This is a genomic window from Rhizobium sp. 01N447_2, from assembly GCF_056399245.1.
In genome coordinates this window covers 46,995-65,460 of the sequence record NZ_JBFTQY010000016.1, presented here as the reverse complement: position 1 = coordinate 65,460, position 18,466 = coordinate 46,995, and the positions used below count along the sequence as shown (strand labels likewise).

16 protein-coding genes are annotated in these 18,466 nt (G+C 61.3%); 7 read left to right on the top strand and 9 right to left on the bottom strand.

Annotated features, from left to right (window positions below; translation table 11 throughout):
• Positions 1-75: 75 nt before the first annotated feature.
• From ileS to AC1ECN_RS13250, 3 genes are all read right to left on the bottom strand, one after another.
• A complete protein-coding gene (ileS, locus tag AC1ECN_RS13260; RefSeq protein WP_130672017.1) occupies positions 76-2,967 on the bottom strand; it encodes an isoleucine--tRNA ligase in 2,892 nt (963 codons plus the stop codon).
• Positions 2,968-3,253: 286 nt separating this feature from the next.
• On the bottom strand, positions 3,254-4,237 hold the full coding sequence (locus AC1ECN_RS13255) for a bifunctional riboflavin kinase/FAD synthetase (protein WP_024321321.1): 984 nt from the start codon (positions 4,235-4,237) through the stop codon (positions 3,254-3,256).
• Between the two features lie 31 nt (positions 4,238-4,268).
• Positions 4,269-5,117 carry a TIGR01459 family HAD-type hydrolase gene (locus tag AC1ECN_RS13250; protein ID WP_024321322.1) on the bottom strand — a complete coding sequence of 283 codons (849 nt, stop codon included), beginning with the start codon at positions 5,115-5,117 and terminating at the stop codon, positions 4,269-4,271.
• 391 nt (positions 5,118-5,508) lie between these two features.
• Here AC1ECN_RS13250 and groES point away from each other — a divergent pair, with 391 nt between their 5' ends.
• The 3 genes from groES to AC1ECN_RS13235 all read left to right on the top strand — a co-directional run bounded on the left by groES (position 5,509) and on the right by AC1ECN_RS13235 (position 8,601).
• Positions 5,509-5,805 carry a co-chaperone GroES gene (gene groES / locus AC1ECN_RS13245; RefSeq protein WP_003545797.1) on the top strand — a complete coding sequence of 99 codons (297 nt, stop codon included), beginning with the start codon at positions 5,509-5,511 and terminating at the stop codon, positions 5,803-5,805.
• 72 nt (positions 5,806-5,877) lie between these two features.
• Positions 5,878-7,521, top strand: a complete 1,644-nt coding sequence (gene groL, locus AC1ECN_RS13240) for a chaperonin GroEL (protein ID WP_003545786.1) — start codon at positions 5,878-5,880, stop codon at positions 7,519-7,521.
• Positions 7,522-8,154: 633 nt separating this feature from the next.
• Complete coding sequence (locus AC1ECN_RS13235; RefSeq protein WP_018496414.1) at positions 8,155-8,601, top strand: hypothetical protein; 447 nt, start codon at positions 8,155-8,157, stop codon at positions 8,599-8,601.
• Between the two features lie 63 nt (positions 8,602-8,664).
• Here AC1ECN_RS13235 and AC1ECN_RS13230 read toward each other — a convergent pair whose 3' ends face one another.
• Positions 8,665-9,375, bottom strand: a complete 711-nt coding sequence (locus AC1ECN_RS13230; RefSeq protein WP_024321324.1) for a glutathione binding-like protein — start codon at positions 9,373-9,375, stop codon at positions 8,665-8,667.
• A 313-nt stretch (positions 9,376-9,688) separates the two neighbouring features.
• Here AC1ECN_RS13230 and AC1ECN_RS13225 point away from each other — a divergent pair, with 313 nt between their 5' ends.
• Positions 9,689-10,126 (top strand): DoxX family protein, encoded by a 438-nt coding sequence (locus AC1ECN_RS13225; RefSeq protein ID WP_018070161.1) that lies wholly within the window; start codon positions 9,689-9,691, stop codon positions 10,124-10,126.
• A 158-nt stretch (positions 10,127-10,284) separates the two neighbouring features.
• On the opposite strand, the gene AC1ECN_RS13220 is transcribed toward AC1ECN_RS13225, so the two are convergent.
• The 4 genes from AC1ECN_RS13220 to hisS all read right to left on the bottom strand — a co-directional run bounded on the left by AC1ECN_RS13220 (position 10,285) and on the right by hisS (position 15,323).
• Positions 10,285-11,655: an IS1182-like element ISRle11 family transposase gene (locus tag AC1ECN_RS13220; protein WP_075226224.1), complete on the bottom strand. Its 1,371-nt coding sequence runs from the start codon at positions 11,653-11,655 to the stop codon at positions 10,285-10,287.
• 102 nt (positions 11,656-11,757) lie between these two features.
• Positions 11,758-12,453, bottom strand: a complete 696-nt coding sequence (gene hisG, locus AC1ECN_RS13215; protein ID WP_018070162.1) for an ATP phosphoribosyltransferase — start codon at positions 12,451-12,453, stop codon at positions 11,758-11,760.
• The gene (locus AC1ECN_RS13210; protein WP_018070163.1) at positions 12,450-13,571 is read right to left on the bottom strand and encodes an ATP phosphoribosyltransferase regulatory subunit; all 1,122 of its coding nucleotides are present in this window, start codon (positions 13,569-13,571) and stop codon (positions 12,450-12,452) included. The genes hisG and AC1ECN_RS13210 overlap by 4 nt, the downstream gene beginning before the upstream one ends.
• A 180-nt stretch (positions 13,572-13,751) precedes the next feature.
• The gene (gene hisS, locus AC1ECN_RS13205) at positions 13,752-15,323 is read right to left on the bottom strand and encodes a histidine--tRNA ligase (protein ID WP_018070164.1); all 1,572 of its coding nucleotides are present in this window, start codon (positions 15,321-15,323) and stop codon (positions 13,752-13,754) included.
• A 232-nt stretch (positions 15,324-15,555) separates the two neighbouring features.
• Between hisS and AC1ECN_RS13200 the strand changes: the two genes are divergently transcribed.
• The 3 genes from AC1ECN_RS13200 (at position 15,556) to copM (ending at position 17,171) form a co-directional block, all read left to right on the top strand.
• Complete coding sequence (locus tag AC1ECN_RS13200) at positions 15,556-16,317, top strand: hypothetical protein (RefSeq protein WP_026170759.1); 762 nt, start codon at positions 15,556-15,558, stop codon at positions 16,315-16,317.
• A 53-nt stretch (positions 16,318-16,370) separates the two neighbouring features.
• Positions 16,371-16,736: a hypothetical protein gene (locus AC1ECN_RS13195; RefSeq protein ID WP_018070166.1), complete on the top strand. Its 366-nt coding sequence runs from the start codon at positions 16,371-16,373 to the stop codon at positions 16,734-16,736.
• 75 nt (positions 16,737-16,811) lie between these two features.
• A complete protein-coding gene (copM, locus tag AC1ECN_RS13190; protein WP_018070167.1) occupies positions 16,812-17,171 on the top strand; it encodes a CopM family metallochaperone in 360 nt (119 codons plus the stop codon).
• 66 nt (positions 17,172-17,237) lie between these two features.
• Here the strand turns inward: copM and AC1ECN_RS13185 are convergent, their stop codons facing one another.
• Positions 17,238-18,287: an aldo/keto reductase gene (locus AC1ECN_RS13185; RefSeq protein ID WP_130672016.1), complete on the bottom strand. Its 1,050-nt coding sequence runs from the start codon at positions 18,285-18,287 to the stop codon at positions 17,238-17,240.
• Between the last annotated feature and the right edge of the window lie 179 nt (positions 18,288-18,466).

Below are 18,466 nucleotides of genomic sequence, written 5' to 3'. Positions count from 1 at the left end.
ACGCAAAAATCCGGCCATTTTCAGGCAGCTTTTACCGGATGAACCGCGAAAGCGCAATTCACCCGGCAATATTCTTCACGTGAGCGCGGCGAGTTCGCGAAGGGCGGCGGCGTCGCGGGCCGAAACATCGGGATATTCCGGATCGGAACCGACATCCCTGGTGATGCGCCAGGAGCGGGCGCATTTTTCACCCTCTGCCAGCTTCGGCACGACGCTGACCTCAGGCACCTCAGCCAGGCGGAAGGCTTCCGCCGGGCCTTCACCGGCGTTGATCTCGATTGCCGAGGTGATGCAGACTTCGGTGAAGTCCTGGCCTTCCAGCGCCTTCAGCAATTCCGGATCGGCGATGTGGACAAGCGGAGCCGCTTCCAGCGAAGAGCCGATGCGCTTGTCCTTGCGCTCGATTTCCAGGGCGCCGGTCACGACCGAACGCACGGCGCGGATCTTCTTCCACTTCTCGGCCAGGGCATCGTTGCGCCATTCCTTTGCGACCGGAGCAAACTGCTCCAGATGCACGGAAACGGCGGCCGGATTGCGCGACAGCCAGGCTTCCTCGGTGGTGAAGGGCAGCATCGGGGCAAGCCATGTCACCATGCAATCGAAGATCTGACGGATGACGTGCAGGCTGGCGCGCCGGCGCAGGCTCGACGGCGCATCGCAATAGAGCGCATCCTTGCGGACATCGAAATAGAAGGCCGACAGCTCGACATTGGCGAAATCGATCAGCGCGCGGGCGATCTTCTTGAAGTCGAAGGCATCGTAGTTCTCGCGCACCATCTCATCGAGTTCGGCAAGCCGGTGCAGCATCAGCTGCTCCAGCTCCGGCAGGTCGACAAGCGCGATCTCCTCGCCCTTGTCGTGGGCGAGCGTGCCGAGCATCCAGCGGATGGTGTTGCGCAGCTTGCGATAGGCGTCGACATTGGTCTGGATGATCGTCTTGCCGACGCGCAGGTCGTCGGCATAATCCGAGGTCATCACCCAGAGGCGCAGGATATCGGCGCCGGCGTCCTTCATCACCTCCTGCGGGGCGGTGACGTTGCCCTTCGACTTCGACATCTTCTCGCCCTTCTCGTCCATGGTGAAGCCATGGGTGAGGACGGCATTGTAAGGCGCACGGCCGCGGGTGGCCGCCGATTCCAGCAGCGACGAATGGAACCAGCCGCGATGCTGGTCGGAACCTTCGAGATAAAGATCGGCCGGCCATTTCAGATCCGGGCGGTCTTCGAGCGTGAAGGTGTGCGTCGAGCCAGAGTCGAACCAGACGTCGAGGATATCCATGACCTGGGTCCAGCGGGAATGGTCGTGGTCATTGCCGAGGAACCGCTCCTTGGCGCCTTCGGCAAACCAGGCGTCGGCGCCCTCATGTTCAAAGGCTTCGAGGATGCGGGCATTGACGGCTTCATCGACCAGAACCTTGCCCTGCTCGTCGGCAAAGACGGCGATCGGCACGCCCCAGGCGCGCTGACGCGAGAGCACCCAGTCCGGGCGGCCCTCGATCATGGCGCGCAGGCGGTTCTGGCCGGCGGCGGGCACGAAGCGCGTGTCGTCGATCGCACCGAGCGCGCGCGAACGCAGCGTCGTGCCGTCGGCAAGGGTCTTGTCCATATAGACGAACCATTGCGGCGTGTTACGGAAGATGACCGGCTTCTTCGAGCGCCAGGAATGCGGATACTGATGCTTCAGACGGCCGCGGGCGAAGAGCGCGCCGCGGGCGATCAGTTCCCTGATGACACGGTCGTTGGCATCGCCCTTCTTGCCGTTGTCATCGATGACGCGGGCGCCCTCGAAGCCGGGGGCGTCTGATGTGTAGAAGCCGCCGTCGTCGACCGGGAACGGGATCTTGGTCTCGATGCCGCGGGCCTCAAGCGTGCGGACAGCCGACATCCAGGCATCGAAGTCTTCGCGGCCGTGGCTGGGTGCGGTGTGCACGAAGCCAGTGCCGGCGTCATCGGTGACGTGATCGCCATCGAGCAGCGGCACGTGGAATTCATAGCCGCCGTCGAGACCCTTGAAGGGATGCGCGCAGGTCATCGCTGCGAAGTCGGCCGCAGAGACATCGCTCAAGCGCTTGTACTGCAGCTTGGCCTTGGCGAAGGATTCCTCGGCCAGCTTATCGGCAAAGATCAGCCTTTCGCCCGGACGCGGTCCGAAATCGTTCTCGGCGGCCGTCACCTCGTAGAGACCGTAGGAGACACGCGCGGAAAAGGAGACCGCGCGGTTGCCGGGGATCGTCCAGGGCGTGGTCGTCCAGATGACCACGAACGCATCCTTGAGCGCGACCGGACCTTCCACGACCGGGAATTTCACCCAGATCGTGTCGCTCTCATAATCCTGGTATTCGACCTCGGCCTCGGCCAGCGCCGTGCGCTCGACGACCGACCACATGATCGGCTTGGAGCCGCGATAAAGCTGACCGCTTGCGGCGATCTTCAAGAGTTCGCCGGCGATGCGCGATTCCGCGTGGAAGTTCATCGTCGTATAGGGATTGTCGAAGTCGCCCTCGATACCGAGACGCTTGAACTCTTCCGCCTGGACCTTGATCCAGCCGGCGGCGAATTCACGGCATTCCCGGCGGAATTCGTTGACCGGAACCTCGTCCTTGTTCTTGCCCTTCTCGCGGTACTTTTCTTCGATCTTCCATTCGATCGGCAGGCCGTGGCAATCCCAGCCGGGCACGTAATTGGCGTCGTAGCCGCGCATCTGGAACGAACGGTTGATGACGTCCTTGAGGATCTTGTTCAGCGCGTGGCCGATATGGATGTTGCCGTTGGCATAGGGCGGACCGTCGTGAAGGACGAATTTCTCGCGGCCGGCGGCGGAAGCGCGCAGTTTCTTGTAGAGACCCATCTCCTGCCAGCGCTTGACGAGTTCAGGCTCCTTCTGCGGCAGGCCGGCGCGCATGGGGAAATCGGTCTCGGGCAAATAGAGGGTCTTCGAATAGTCGATCTTTTCGGCTGTGTCGGTCATGTCGGACAATCATTTCTGGCGGCCCAGGAAGGGGCGCAACGGGCGTGAAAAAGCTGGTGACGGAAGCGCTCGTATCCAAGCGCCAAAAACCCGGACCTTCCGGCCGCTTAGCGCGCGCGGAAGGCCGGGCCGATAATTCGCATCATCATTGCCAGCCGATATTTCGTCATCGCGCCGGTTCATAGGCGTTTTTGCCGGGAAAAGGAAGAGAAGAATTCGCGGTTGGCAATCGACATCAACGGCTGGAATCGCCGGTGTCCCAGCGACAGCCGCACTCAAGGCGACCTCAGGAAAAGCAGAGTTTCCGATCAAGCGCGCCGAGCGGCTTGACACCCGCAAGCAGCGCCCTCGCCTCTTCCTCATCGCGCTTGATCTGGGCAACGAGCGGATCGAGGCCGTCGAATTTCAGCTCGGCGCGGAGATAACCAAAGAAGGAGACGGAGCAGAGCTGGCCGTAGAGATCGCCGCTGAAATCGAAAAGATAGGTTTCGAGCAGCGGCGCGCCGTTTTCCGTCACCGTCGGGCGGCGGCCATAGCTTGCAACAGCATCGTGGAGCGTGCCGTCCTGGCGGCGGAAGCGGACGGCGTAGATGCCGGCGGCAAGATCGACCTCCGGCGGCAGGCGCATGTTGGCCGTCGGGAACCCCAGTTGCCGGCCGAGCTTTTCGCCGTCGATCACCTCGGCTTCCACCGTATAGCGGTAACCGAGCATGCCGGCGACTTCACTGACATTGCCCTCCTGCAGGAGCGCGCGGATATGGCTCGAAGAGACGACATCGGCGTTTTCGTCACGGAAGGCATCGATCAGGGTGACGCCGAAGCCGTAGGTATTGCCGGCATTCATCAGGAAGGCGGGACCGCCCTCGCGGCCACGGCCGAAATGGAAATCGAATCCGGTGACGACTTCGGAAGCGCCGAGCCAATCCTTCAGGATCGAATGGATGAAATCATCGGCCGAGCGCTGCGAGAATTCGTAGTCGAAGGGATACTCGATGACGGCGCCGAAACCCAGCGCTTCCAGGATGCGGGCCTTCAGGGGCGCCGGCGTCAGGCGGAAGACCGGCGCCTGCGGCCGAAAAACCGTACGCGGATGCGGCTCGAAGGTTAGCACCAAAGCGGGGATACCGCGCGCCTTGGAGATTTCGAGCGCTCGGTTCAGCACCGACTGATGGCCACGGTGCACGCCGTCGAAATTGCCGATGGCAATGACGCCGCCCTTCAGATGGGCGGGCAAGGGTTCCCGGGTTTCATTGCGGTGGAAGACGGTCATCGGCTGGCTTCTCTTCATGCAAGGCGTGTCTTCATGCAAGGCGGGGCATCCACCACTTCGGCGCGGCGTTTTCCCGTTCGAGATAGGCGTTGAGGATCGCCTCGTCGGTTTCGCCGTTGAGGGTGTATTCCTTGGCGTGGATACCGCCGCTGATGTAGAGAAGGTCGAGCCCATAATTCAAGGCGCCGCGCACATCGGTCGGCATACCGTCGCCGATCGCCAGCACCCGCTCGACGGGGAAATCACCGCGAACCTCGCGGGCAGCCGAAAGCGTCGCCTCGTAGATCGGCCGGTGCGGCTTGCCGGCGATGCGGGTTTGCCCACCAAGCTGCTCGTAATAGGCGGCCATGGCGCCGGCGCAGGGGATGATGCGATGGCCGCGTTCGACGACCAGATCGGGATTGGCGCAGATCATCGGCACGTCGCGGGCTTTGAAATCGAGAAGCATGTCGGTGTAATCCTCCGGCTTCTCCGTCTCGTCGTCGAAAAAGCCGGTGCAGACGAGCGATAGCGCTTCGCCCGCGGGCCTGCGCTCGATGTCGAGGCCATCAAGGAGCGGGCTGTCGCGCTCGGGTCCGAGCAGAAAGACCGTCTTCGGCCCTTCGGAGATCAGCCCGCGCGTGACGTCGCCAGAAGTGACGATCCTGTCATAGGCGCTGTCGGGAACGCCGATCTGGAGCAACTGCTCGACCACCTGCCAGGAAACGCGCGGCGAATTGGTGATGAGGACGACGGCGACGCCGTTCTCGCGGGCCGCTTCAAGGGCGGCTGCCGCCTTCGGGAACGGATCGACGCCGTTGTGAACGACACCCCAGACATCGCAGAGCACCACATCATATTGACCTGATATCTCCGAGAAGTTTTCTATCCGCCTGGCCATTTCGATTTCCCGATTTGTTTCAGTCACCGGTGACATTGCAAAGGCGCAAGACGAAGGCAAGGAATTTTCTTCGCTGCCCGGCCCATGCGAAGAACTCGAAGGCGATCCGAGGGCACGGATAGCAAGGGGTTTGACGATTATCCCGAAGCGGCAGATCGCCGACGGCGGACGAGTTCGGCAAAGTTCGCCTGCGCCAGGGTTTCGGCCGCAATCTCCGACTATTCTCCGGTCTCTTCACAATTCCGGCACAAAAATTCGTGATTGCTCTCATTGACTCCTCTCGGAGCCATCCCTAAATGCTCGTCGCTAGCACTCACCGCAAGGGAGTGCTAACATCTATCCATGTGGGCCACTCCGGTCCGCGAATGTCATTCGATCGAGGGATTAGACAATGGCAAGCACCAACTTCCGCCCCCTTCACGACCGCGTCGTTGTTCGCCGCGTTGAGTCCGAAGCCAAGACCAAGGGCGGCATCATCATTCCCGATACCGCCAAGGAAAAGCCGCAGGAAGGCGAAATCGTCGCCGTCGGCTCCGGCGCACGCGATGAGTCCGGCAAGGTCGTCGCACTCGACGTCAAGGCTGGCGACCGCATCCTGTTCGGCAAGTGGTCCGGCACCGAAGTCAAGATCGACGGCGAAGACCTTCTGATCATGAAGGAAGCCGACATCATGGGCATCATCGGCTGATCGGCCGACCTGCTTTCCCGAAATGGCTGACGGGCCTTTTGCCCGAACAACTCGAATTCAGGAGTTAAGAATATGGCATCTAAAGAAATCAAGTTTGGCCGCACCGCGCGCGAAAAGATGCTGCGCGGCGTCGACATTCTCGCCGATGCAGTGAAGGTCACGCTCGGCCCGAAGGGTCGTAACGTCATCATCGACAAGTCCTTCGGCGCTCCGCGCATCACCAAGGACGGCGTTTCGGTCGCCAAGGAAATCGAACTCGAAGACAAGTTCGAAAACATGGGCGCCCAGATGGTCCGCGAAGTTGCTTCGAAGACCAACGACATCGCCGGCGACGGCACCACGACTGCAACCGTTCTTGCCCAGGCGATCGTTCGCGAAGGCAACAAGGCCGTTGCAGCCGGCATGAACCCGATGGACCTGAAGCGCGGCATCGATCTTGCTGTTGCCGACGTCGTCAAGGATCTCCAGGCCAAGGCCAAGAAGATCTCCACCTCGGAAGAAGTTGCACAGGTCGGCACGATTTCGGCAAACGGCGACAAGCAGGTCGGTCTCGACATTGCTGAAGCCATGCAGAAGGTCGGCAACGAAGGCGTCATCACCGTTGAAGAAGCCAAGACCGCCGAAACCGAACTCGAAGTCGTCGAAGGCATGCAGTTCGACCGCGGCTACCTCAGCCCCTACTTCGTCACCAACCCGGAAAAGATGATCGCCGACCTCGAAGACGTCTTCATTCTCCTCCACGAGAAGAAGCTGTCGAACCTGCAGTCGATGCTGCCGGTTCTCGAAGCCGTCGTCCAGACCGGCAAGCCGCTCCTCATCGTCGCTGAAGACGTCGAAGGCGAAGCCCTCGCAACGCTCGTCGTCAACAAGCTGCGCGGCGGCCTCAAGATCGCTGCCGTCAAGGCACCTGGCTTCGGCGACCGCCGCAAGGCCATGCTCGAAGACATCGCCATCCTGACCGGCGGTACGGTCATCTCCGAAGATCTCGGCATCAAGCTCGAATCCGTCACGCTCGACATGCTCGGCCGTGCCAAGAAGGTTTCGATCTCCAAGGAAAACACCACGATCGTCGACGGTTCGGGCGCCAAGACCGACATCGAAGGCCGTGTTGCTCAGATCAAGGCCCAGATCGAAGAAACCACCTCCGACTACGACCGCGAGAAGCTGCAGGAACGCCTTGCCAAGCTCGCCGGCGGCGTTGCCGTCATCCGCGTCGGCGGCTCGACGGAAGTCGAAGTGAAGGAAAAGAAGGACCGCATCGACGACGCGCTCAACGCGACCCGCGCTGCCGTTCAGGAAGGCATCGTCCCCGGCGGCGGTATCGCTCTGCTCCGCTCCTCCACGAAGATCACCGTCAAGGGTGCAAACGACGACCAGGAAGCCGGCATCAACATCGTTCGCCGCGCCCTGCAGTCGCTCGTTCGTCAGATCGCTGAAAACGCAGGCGACGAAGCCTCGATCGTTGTCGGCAAGGTCCTCGACAAGAACGAAGACAACTTCGGTTACAACGCCCAGACATCCGAATATGGCGACATGATCGCCATGGGTATCGTCGACCCGCTCAAGGTCGTTCGCACGGCGCTGCAGAACGCTGCTTCTGTCGCATCGCTGCTGATCACCACCGAAGCCATGATCGCCGAACTGCCGAAGAAAGAATCGGCTGGCGGCGGCATGCCGGGCGGCATGGGCGGAATGGGCGGAATGGACATGATGTGATCGGCGAAAGCCATCACTGACTACCATTCCGGCATCCGGAATAGGAAGGGCGGCTCTCGGGTCGCCCTTTTCTTTTGCCCAAAGCGATTCGACGTGCGGCCCACTGGTTTGCATAGCCGATGAACGTCTGACCAGCTCTCTATTGCTGGCCCCGGGCGCGAAGCTTGCGCCAAGCTTGCGCTGCCCGCGCCTTTCTCAACCTAGCGACATGCGAGAGACTACAGCGTTCTGGCAAGATTTTCGGCCTGACGCGGAGTGAAAAACGCTTCCAAAGCCCTCAAGGATGATCTTCGGATGCTGTTTCTCGCGAAGGCTCGCGCAAATGCGGACATCTCGGGAAAGGATGCCGATCCGAATACCCCTTAAAAAGCCGTTGCCGTTTGTCCAAAAGCCCCTATAAATCCGCGCTGCAATTAAAGCGCGCCGGCGATAATTTTTCGCCAATAGACGAGGCCGGAGCGCGGAAGGCGATGCATGAACGTTCGGCTTCGAAGGGCTCCGCTTACGGAGGCCAGATGGCCGTGGCAATAATCGCCGGAGGTAAGCGCGGGCATCATGCCCGCTGCTGCGTGATCCTGTTTCTTTGTGTTTGCCGAGCGTGCGGCGGGAGCCGCATCCGAACGGGGGAACGCCTTGTTTAAGATCGCCAGAGCCAATGCAGCCATGCCTTTGACACCCGGCTCGCTTGATGACGCCAATCAAAATCACGAGATGTTGGCGCAGTTTTCCGTCTCCGAAGCCTGGACTGGAGATTTTTCGAGCGGCATGCTCCGTCTCGGCGAGTGGAGCGCGATGCTGCACGGCCTCGCCGCACAGGAATGCGGACTTTTAAGCTTGATCCGCTGCTATGATACCAAGGACCGCGGCCACATATTGGAGCTGTTCGAGCAGGCGGCGACGCTCTGCTCCTCCTTCTGTTTTTCGACGACGATCATCATGCCGAACGGCTTTCGCCAGCCGCTCTTTTGCATGGGCGAGTCCAACGGTCTGGAAGAAAAATTCAGCGGCAGCATGGTCGGCGTCTTCGTCTTTCCGCGCTTCAAGCTGGAAGGCGCAAAACAGATATCAAGCCGGCGATAGGCCGGAAATTAAGATAAAAGGCCGCCTCGAGGGCGGCCTTCGTGCTTTCCGGCGATCCGTCCGTTACTCCGGCTTGACCGGTATGTTGAGGCCCCTGGCACTTGCCGGACGAGCGATGCAGCGCTCCAGCCAATCCGAGACGGCGGGGAATTTCGCGTATTCGAGAACCTCGCGGCCGCCATAGAAGATATCGGCACCGCGAACCCAGGTGAAGGTGGTGATGTCGGCGATCGTGTACTGATCGCCCATGATCCACTGACGGCCCTTCAACCGGTCTTCAAGCACCCCGAGCAGCCGTTTGGATTCATCGCGATAACGCTCCACCGGGTAGGCGTTGTTGGCGACCTTGTCGGCGGCGAATTTGTAGAAATGTCCGAACTGGCCGAACATCGGGCCGATGCCCGCCATCTGGAAAAACACCCACTGGATGGTTTCATATCGGCCGGCGGCATCGGCAGGGATGAGCTTGCCGGTTTTTTCCGCGAGATAAAGCAGAATGGCGCCGGATTCGAAAAGGCCGATCGGCTTCCCGTCCGGACCGTTTGGATCGATGATCGCCGGGATGCGACCGTTCGGGTTGAGAGATTCGAATTCCGGCGACTTCTGCTCGTTGGCGGCGAAGGAAATATAATGCGGCTCATAGGCGAGGCCGAGCTCCTCGAGGGCGACTGAGACCTTCACCCCATTCGGTGTCTGCAGGGAATAGAGCTGGATGATGTCGGGATTTTTCGCCGGCCAGCGCGTCGTGATCGGAAATGCGGAAAGATCTGCCATCGGATTCTCCATGTTGGGCGCCGACCATAAAAACCGGGCTCGGCAAAGGCAAGCGTGGGCAGCCAGTGCATGTCGCCCAAAAGTGCGCAGCGGTTTTGGGACAACGACCTACATGAAAACAAAAGATCCAAGCGCGTCGCTTGAATGCGGTCGAACGCGACGCGCTTTGGAGATCGTTCCATATTAGTGAACGAAGTGTCCCCTTCCGTTTATCTTTCCACAACGCAAGAAAAGAGCGACATAGAGGCATCCGAGGTCGAACCGGTGCCGGGGCACCAAGATCTCCAGAGTCCTTCAAACGGAGACAACGTCCATGTCGAACAACGTCATCATCTTGATTGCCCGTATTCTTCTTTCCTTCATGTTCATCTTTGCCGGCTTCGGCAAGGTGACCGATCCGGCAGCGACCGCCGGCATGATCGCCGGTGCCGGCCTTCCGGCTTCCACCGCGCTGACCTATCTCGCCGGCCTCTTCGAACTCGCAACCGGCATTGCCGTGCTCGTCGGCTTCCAGGTCCGCATCGTCGGCTGGCTGCTGGCCGTCTTCTGTGTCTTCACCGGCGTCGTCTTCCACCTTGCGCCGGTCAACGTTCCGGATTTCCCGGCTGCCGCCAACGGCTGGATCAACGGCCTGAACTTCGTCAACTTCCTGAAGAACATCACGCTCGCCGGCGCCTATATCATGCTCGCAACCAACGGCGCAGGCGCCTACTCGCTCGACGCCCGCCGCGGCGCCTACGCGGCTGCATAACGCCAGCAGAACATCCTCCCGGACATACAGAACCCGCCGTCATCCGACGGCGGGTCAGACCGCTGACAAACCCGTCGATTTTTCGGCGGGTTTTGTTTTTGCGGATTGGATTTTTTTGGCGGTAGTGTTTTGGCGGAGGTGAAGAAGGATGTATCGGCTCACGCCATGGCTGGTTTTGACGCTGTGGTGAGCGCCATTGCGATCTTCTTGATGTTTTGGGCGGCCGCAGCCAACAGGCACTGGCATGAGACTCGGGTGAGACTTCGGAAGCGGGCATAGCGATGCCCGTGAAGCTGCTTGGCATCGGCGAAGGAACGTTCGACCGTCTCCTTTCGCCGCTTGTAGATTGCCTTGCCCCAAGGGGTCAGGCGGTTGGCATCGGTGCGCTGGCGGGCATCGGCCCAGACATGGCGGGTGATGGTACGTGTCGCCGTGGCGTTATTGGTGCAGGAGGCCAACAACGGACAATCGCGGCAGATGGCAGGATCCGAACGATAGTGGCGATAACCGTTGCGGTCGGTGGTGGCATAGGCGAGCAGTTGGCCTTCGGGGCAGCGGTAACCGTCTGTCTCGGGCTCATAGCCGAATTTCGACTTGCGCATCATGCCGGCTCTGGGCGGGGTCGGATTGCGATAGCCGGTGACACCGAGGATGGTGCGGTCTTCAAGACCCTTGGCGATGCCGGATGTCGCATAGCCGGCATCCAGCCCGACAGCACCGACCTCGAAGCCGAACCGCTCACGCTGCCGGTCCAGCCGGTCGAGATAGACGATACTGTCATGCACATTGGCGGGCGTGACATGGGTGTCGGTGATGATCGCCAGCTTGCCATCCACCGTGCGGTGATCGAGGTAGAAGAAGCCCTTCGGCTTGCCGTCGCGCACCATGTAGCCGCTGTCGGGATCGGTGCGCGACACCTTGGTTTCCTTCACCTCCGGCTCGCGCTCTTTTTCCTTCAAGGGCTTCTGGCCGTGGAGTGCCCGCTCGGCCTCAATCGCCCGGTCGAGGTCGGCCCAGTAATCGGAACGCGACTTTTCGATCATCGCAAGATCATATTTGCCCTTGTTGGCATTCGCCTTCAGATGCGTTGAATCCGTATAAAGCACCGTGCCATCCACCAGGCCATGACGGATCGCCTGCTCAACGATATGATCAAAGATGTCCTGTGCAACCGAGGTGTCGTTGAAGCGCCGGCGGCGGTTTTGCGACAGCGTCGAGGCGTCAAACACACCATCCGTCAGCTTCATCTGCAGAAACCAGCGATAGGCGACGTTGACCTCAATCTCGCGCACCAGCTGACGCTCCGAGCGGATGCCGAACAGGTAGCCAATGAACAGCGCCTTGAACATCAAGGTCGGATCGAGCGGCGGGCGGCCGTTGTCGGCGCAATAAAGCCCCGCAACCCGGCCATGGATGAAGGAAAAGTCGATCACCGCATCGATCTTGCGAAGCACGTGATCCTTTGGCACCAGGCTGTCGAGCGTCACCATCTCAAGAGCCGTCTGGGTGGGGGCAGGTTTCTTCAACATGTCCCAATGAATCACAAACCCCTGGACGGTGCCAGGGGTTTGTCAGCAGTCTGACCCGCCGTCATCCGACGGCGGGTTTTTCTTGTGTCTAGACGGCTGATATCAGAGGGCGGCGCGCACCGCGTCGATGATCGCCTGCACAGCGGGTTCGCCGGCGTGGTTTTCCTTGCGGGCGCGCACCAGGCAGGCCTGCGAATGCAGGATGACGCCGTCCTGGAGCACCTTCAGGTGGTTGGCGCGCAGCGTCGAGCCGGTGGAGGTGATATCGACGATGATATCGGCCGAGCCGGAGGCGGGAGCGCCCTCGGTGGCGCCCAGGCTTTCGACGATGCGATAAAGCTGGATGCCGTGCTGGCTCGAAAAGAACTGCTGGGTCAGCCGCCAGTATTTGGTGGCGATGGCAAGGCGTCGGCCGTGGCGGGCGCGGAAATCGGCGGCGACATCGACGAGATCGGCCATGGTGTCGACATCGAGCCAGATCTCCGGCACGGCAACGACGACATCGGCGTGGCCGAAGCCGAGCCGGGCGCAGAATTCGACGCGCTTGTCGACCTCGGCAAAACCTTCCCGCATCAGATCCTCGCCAGTGACGCCGAAATCGACGGTGCCGTTGCCGATTTCACGGGAGATTTCGGAAGCCGAGAGGAAGGCGATCTCCACATCATCCCAGCCTTCGACGCGGCCGCGATAGGAGCGGTCGTTGCCGACCGCGGAAATCGTCATGCCGGCACGTTCGAAGATCGCCGAAGCGTCCTCCTTCATCCGGCCCTTGGAGGGAAGCGCGATGGTGATGGTCATGCGGCTGCCCTTTCGGTTTCGATGCGGTCGAGCCAGAAGGAGAAGCCGACGGCCGGAATACGGTCCGTCGCACCGAGAAAGGTCAGGAGCCGGTCGAAACGGCCGCCACCGGCGAGCACCGCGGTCGAGCCCTCCACCGTCACCTCGAAGACGAGGCCGGTGTAATAGTCGAGCGGCCGTCCGAAGGCGGCGCGGTAGTCGAGGCAGGAAAGATCGACGCCGGCATTATAAAGTGCTGCAACGCGGCCATTAAAACGGGAAAGCGCATTGCCGAGTTTCAGGCCGGCAGCATCGGCGAAACCGGAAAGGGCTGCGGAAGCATTGACCAGCGGCACGTCGAGCGACAGGAACTCTTCCAGCACGTGGAAGGCTGCATCATCGAGGCGCGTTTCGGACAGGATGAGCTTTTCCTTGAGCCTTCGGGCGATCTCCAGGGCTGAGCGGCCGGCATTCGTCGAATAGCCGGTCTTCTGCATCTCCCGCTCAAGATGGGCGACCAGCGCCTGCTCGTCGCCCGATGCGACCAGCCTGGCGATATCGTCGTCGAGCCCGGTGACGAATTGCGGGCTGACGAGGCTGGCAAGCAGCGCCTCTAGCTGCGTCATATTGCCGAAGGCGTGGATCAGACGCTTCTGCCAGCCAAGCGGCAGGCCGAGCGCCTGGACGACCGCCTCGAACACCGCCTGATCGCCAAGCGTCACCGACAGGCGGCGGCCCGGCAGCAGGCGGGCGAGAATGCCGGTGGCATCGCCGATGGCGCGGGCGTCGGCGTTTGATAGGTCGATATCGCCAAGATCCTCGATGCCGGCCTGATAGAATTCGTTGGCGCCGTCGCGACGCTGGCGGAAAACTTCGCCGAGATAGGCATAACGCTTCGGCGTGCCGGTCGCCGTCTCGATGTGGCGCAGACAGACGGGGATCGTGAACTCGGGACGCAGGCAGAGGCTGGCGCCGGTTTCGCTCTCCGTCATGAAGATGCGGCGGCGCAGATCTTCGCCGGCGATATCAAGGAAAGGTTCGGCCGGCTGAATGACAGGCGTGTCGATGCGCTCGGCGTTGCGCGCGTCGAATTCGGCAAGCAGGTCGTCAGCGAAGTCGGGGAGGTTGATCAGGGGCATTGGCTTGACTTCCCTCTTCTCCCCAGCGGGGAGAAGATGCCCGACAGGGCAGATGAGGGGGATGAGGAGTGTAAACGACGAATGTCCTGAGCGGCGAGCGAAGGACAGCTTCTGCCATGCCGCCCCCTCATCCGACCCTTCGGGCTACCTTCTCCCCGAGGGGAGAAGGGGAGATCTCTCTCAAACGTCGTCATCTGTGTCACCGGCTTGAGCGGGATCATATGGAGTTTCGAAGCCGGAGCTAGCCCTTTTCCGATCCTCGGCCTGCGCAGCCAGGATCTCCCTGACCTTGGCGACGAGGTCGGCTTCCGGCGCCGTCTCCTGCGCCACGCGCGCTTCGCGCCAGCTGGCATTGTCCTCGATCTCGCCGGAGAGCCGCTTGCCTTCGATCAGATCCTTGATCTGCACGACGCCTTCGGCGCGCTCGTCGCCGCCCTGGATGATGGCGACGGGGCAGCCGCGGCGATCGGCATATTTCAGCTGGTTGCCGAACTTCTTCCAGTTGCCCTGGAACATCTCGGCGCGGATGCCGGCGGCGCGCAGTTCCTGGGTCATCCTTTGATAGCGGCCCATCGCCTCGACATCGCCGTCCATGACGGTCACCAGCACCGGCTCTATGACCTCGGTGGCACCAAGCTTGCCGAGGTTCTTCAGTGCCGTCATCAGCCTGGAGACGCCGATCGAAAAGCCCGTCGCCGGAACCGGCTGACCCATGAAGCGGGAGACGAGGCCGTCATAACGACCGCCGCCCCCGACCGAACCGAAGACGACTTTTTCGCCCTTTTCATTGGTGACGTCGAAGGTCAGTTCGGCCTCATAGACCGGGCCTGTATAATATTCGAGGCCGCGCACGACGGAGGGGTCGATCTTGATGCGGTCAGGGCCATAGCCGGCGCTGGTCACCAACGCACCAATGAAATTCAGCTCCTCGACGCCTTCGCCACCCCTGGCGGTTCCCGCAACCAGCTCGGCGAGACGGACAGCGCTTTCGGCATAGTCCGTGATGCCGACAAAGAACAGCACCTTGTCGATCTGCTCCTTGTCGAGACCGGCGCCCTTGGTGAAGTCGCCGGATTCATCCTTGCGGCCGGGACCGAGCAGCAGGGCCACTCCTTCCGGGCCGAACTTGTCGAGCTTGTCGATGGCGCGCAGCACGTTGAGCCGCTGGCCGGCCTTGTCGTCGCCGCCGAGACCGATCGCCTCGAGCACGCCGTCCAGAACCTTGCGGTTGTTGACGCGGATGACATAGTCGCCGCGCTTGATGCCGAGGGCTTCCAGCGTATCGGCCATCATCATGCACATTTCGGCATCGGCCTGAACACCCGGCGCACCGACGGTATCGGCATCGAACTGCATGAACTGGCGGAAGCGGCCGGGGCCCGGCTTCTCGTTGCGGAAAACATAACCGGCGCGATAGGTGCGATAGGGCAGCTGAATCTCGTTGAAATTCTCGGCGACATGACGGGCGAGCGGCGCCGTCAGGTCGTAACGCAGCGACATCCACTGTTCGTCATCGTCCTGCAGCGAGAAGACGCCTTCGTTCGGCCGGTCGCTATCGGGCAGAAACTTGCCAAGCGCATCGGTATATTCGAACAGCGGCGTTTCGAGCGGATCGAAACCATAATGCTCATAGACTTCCCGGATCTTTGCCGTCATCTCGTTGACGGCGCGGATATCGCCGGCCGTTCGGTCGACGAAGCCGCGCGGCAGGCGGGCCTTGAGCTTTTGCGGTTTCTTCTGCTTGTCGTTCATTTCCGGGAATTCCACTGACTGTGACAGTGGCGGTTTCCTAGCGGATTGGGCGGGGAGCGGCAAGGGCGAAGGCCCTTGATCTCAAGAGCATTCCCGTTTTTCTCGGAGTCACGGAAATGCTCTATCTCTCTGTTTTCACGCAATTCCGAACGCAAAACCGCTGCGCACTTTTGCTGGAATTGCTCTAGACCGGAATCGATTGAACGAAAAGGCATCCATCAGAAATGCGGATATGCTCATGATCACTGAGGCGCTTCTCTATGCCGCGACCTTGCCGCTGACCGGCAAGCCGCATCGAAAGTTCATCCGCTATTCCGTCAATCTCTGGTCGCGGGCCGGGCGCTGCGCGGCGGATTGGGCCGAACATGAGGAGATGAGCCGGAAGGCGATCTTGGCGGCAACGGCGGACCTCAGGCAGAAGCGGACCGCCGTCGTCCTCGGCTCCGGCCTGTTGCGCGACGTGTCGATCGAGGTGTTGGCGCGAGATTTCGACACCGTCGTCCTGGTCGATCTCGTTCATCTCGCCTCGGTGCGCCTGTGGCTGTCGGCCAAGTTCTATCGGAATGTCCGGCTGATCGAGCGCGATCTCTCCGGCTATGATGAACTTGCCGCCGGCCGCGAACCCGAACCGCTCGGCTTCCTGCGCGGCGTGCCCTATCTCGATTTCGTGGTTTCCGCCAACCTCTTGTCGCAGATCGGTCGCGGCGTGAAACGGCGCCATGAGGCCGAGGCCGGGCGAATGCCTGAAGACACGGTTGAAAGGTTGATCGCGGCACATCTTGCCGGGCTTTCGGGTCTTCCCTGCCGCAGTTGCCTGGTGACCGACATCGCCTATGCCGTCATCGACCGCAACGGCAGGACGCATGAAGAGGCCGACTTGCTGCATGGCGTTTTGCCGCCGCCGGCAAAAGCCGCCTGGACATGGCCGGTCGCGCCACTCGGTGAAGAGAGCAAGGATTATAGGATCGAGCACAAGGTCATTGCCGCCTGGTGACCGGGATGTGACCGCCGGCTTGGCTTCTATCCGGCCTTCGCCTATAAAACAGCATGCGCACGCTCGCTCTCATCACGATGTTTCTCGGCTGGCTGGTCTACAGCGCCATGTCCGCATGGGCAGGCTGTCCGACATGTGCGTCGATGAATGCACCGGTTGCCGTCGAAACCGGCATGCACCACGAAATGCACGGCATGGCTATGTCCGAGGCGGTGGGCAAGACTGAGCCCTCGAAAGGCCCCTGCGCCAGCGGCAATTCCGCACATATGCCGCTTTGCGCCGCCTGCCTGTTGCTGCCACCGGCGGTGACGGTCATGGCCAGCGGAAAATCCATTTTCGGCTACCCCACCCCGGCGCCTGCCCGCGCCCTGGACGGCGATAAGCCGGTACCGCAGCCGCCCCCTCCCCGACTGTCCTGAGACAACGCCTATCCATGCAGAATCGGCGGCCCGGCCGCCTGGAAGACCTATTGTCAGACAGAGGAAGGAACTCTCATGTCTTTGAAAATCATCACCCTCACCGCAATGCTCGCTATCGTCGCCGCTCCCGTCCTTGCCGAAGACAAGCCGATGGACATGAGCAAGCCGATGGGCAACCACGATGCGGCGAGCCACGCCTTCAACGAGGCGAACGCCAAGATGCACAAGGATATGATGATCGAGTATAGCGGCGATGCCGATGCGGATTTCGTCCGCGGCATGATCCCGCACCATCAGGGCGCGATCGATATGGCCAAGATCGAGCTGCAATACGGAAAAGATCCCGATATCCGCAAGCTCGCCGAAGCCGTCGTCAAGGCGCAGGAAGCCGAGATCGCCGAGATGAACGCCTGGCTCAAGACCCACGGCAAGTAATCGATCACTCGTGAAAAGGGAACGCCGGGAGAAATCCGGCGTTCCCCAAGACTTATGTTGGCGAGGTCAGTCCTTCGGCTCGAAATCGGCCGGCCGGCGGCCGGCGCCCTGTCGCGCCAGCATCCAGCCCGGATATTCCGAAGCAAGCGCGCTCACTTCGTCGAGCCTCTTCATATCGTCTTCATCGAGCTTCAGCTTGACGGCGGCAAGGTTCTGGTCGAGCTGATCGACCCGCTTGGCGCCGATGATGACTGTGGTGACGAAGGGCTTGGCGAGGATATAGGCGAGCGCCGCGGTGGCGACGCTGACGTCGTGCTTTTCGGCGACTTCGCGCATGACGGCGACACAGGCCCAGGCCTTGTCCTTGTCGACGGGCGGGAAATCGAAACTGGCGCGGCGGCCCTCGCCGTTGCCGGGCGCGCCGGGACCATACTTGCCGGAGAGCAGACCGCCGGCGAGCGGCGACCAGACCATCAGGCCGAGCTTTTCCTCCTGCATCATCGGCACAATGTCACGTTCGAGATCACGGCCGGCGATGGAGTAATAGGCCTGCACCGTTTCGAAGCGGGCGAAGCCGCGCCGTTCCGACAGGCCGAGTGCCTTGGAAATGCGCCAAGCCTGCCAGTTGGAGACGCCGATATAGCGCACGAGACCACGGGAAACGAGATCGTCGAAGGCGCGCAGCGTCTCCTCGATCGGCGTCACCGTATCGGTCGCGTGGATCTGATAGAGGTCAATATGATCGGTCTGCAGGCGCTTGAGGCTCGCCTCGACCGAATCCATGATGTGGCCACGCGAGGCGCCGCGATCGTTCGGCTTGTCGCCCATGACGCCGTAGACCTTGGTGGCAATGACGACGTCCTTGCGCGGGATGTCGAGATTCTTCAGCGCCTGGCCGAGCAGCCTTTCGGACTCGCCGGATGAATAGACGTCGGCCGTGTCGATGAAATTGACGCCTGATGCAAGCGAGCGCTCGACGATCCGGTCGGCGGCATTCTGGTCGACGTCAGCGATGGCGCCCCACATACTGCCCTGTTTGGCTTCGCCGAAGGTCATCGTGCCCAGGCAGATTTCCGAAACGAAAAGTCCCGTATTTCCGAGTTGATTGTAACGCATGGTCGAAAAATTCCTTTGTGTCTGCCGCAAGAGGGGCTTGCGAACTACTGAACTTCATTTTTTGATTATTGGCCTGCAAATGACAGGCACAGCCGTGGCTGGCTGCAAAGGTGAGGCGATTTTCATGTAGTGCGGCGGCGGCGCTTTTCAACGCCGCGCCTTGGCTGTGCGGAGGCGGA

Bases quoted from the DNA above. Each gene is read 5' to 3' on its own strand.
- ileS (WP_130672017.1), bottom strand. From the start codon at position 2,967: ATGACCGACACAGCCGAAAAGATCGACTATTCGAAGACCCTCTATTTG.
- AC1ECN_RS13255 (WP_024321321.1), bottom strand. From the start codon at position 4,237: ATGACCGTCTTCCACCGCAATGAAACCCGGGAACCCTTGCCCGCCCAT.
- AC1ECN_RS13250 (WP_024321322.1), bottom strand. From the start codon at position 5,117: ATGGCCAGGCGGATAGAAAACTTCTCGGAGATATCAGGTCAATATGAT.
- groES (WP_003545797.1), top strand. From the start codon at position 5,509: ATGGCAAGCACCAACTTCCGCCCCCTTCACGACCGCGTCGTTGTTCGC.
- groL (WP_003545786.1), top strand. From the start codon at position 5,878: ATGGCATCTAAAGAAATCAAGTTTGGCCGCACCGCGCGCGAAAAGATG.
- AC1ECN_RS13230 (WP_024321324.1), bottom strand. From the start codon at position 9,375: ATGGCAGATCTTTCCGCATTTCCGATCACGACGCGCTGGCCGGCGAAA.
- AC1ECN_RS13225 (WP_018070161.1), top strand. From the start codon at position 9,689: ATGTCGAACAACGTCATCATCTTGATTGCCCGTATTCTTCTTTCCTTC.
- AC1ECN_RS13220 (WP_075226224.1), bottom strand. From the start codon at position 11,655: ATGTTGAAGAAACCTGCCCCCACCCAGACGGCTCTTGAGATGGTGACG.
- hisG (WP_018070162.1), bottom strand. From the start codon at position 12,453: ATGACCATCACCATCGCGCTTCCCTCCAAGGGCCGGATGAAGGAGGAC.
- AC1ECN_RS13210 (WP_018070163.1), bottom strand. From the start codon at position 13,571: ATGCCCCTGATCAACCTCCCCGACTTCGCTGACGACCTGCTTGCCGAA.
- hisS (WP_018070164.1), bottom strand. From the start codon at position 15,323: ATGAACGACAAGCAGAAGAAACCGCAAAAGCTCAAGGCCCGCCTGCCG.
- AC1ECN_RS13200 (WP_026170759.1), top strand. From the start codon at position 15,556: ATGCTCATGATCACTGAGGCGCTTCTCTATGCCGCGACCTTGCCGCTG.
- AC1ECN_RS13195 (WP_018070166.1), top strand. From the start codon at position 16,371: ATGCGCACGCTCGCTCTCATCACGATGTTTCTCGGCTGGCTGGTCTAC.
- copM (WP_018070167.1), top strand. From the start codon at position 16,812: ATGTCTTTGAAAATCATCACCCTCACCGCAATGCTCGCTATCGTCGCC.
- AC1ECN_RS13185 (WP_130672016.1), bottom strand. From the start codon at position 18,287: ATGCGTTACAATCAACTCGGAAATACGGGACTTTTCGTTTCGGAAATC.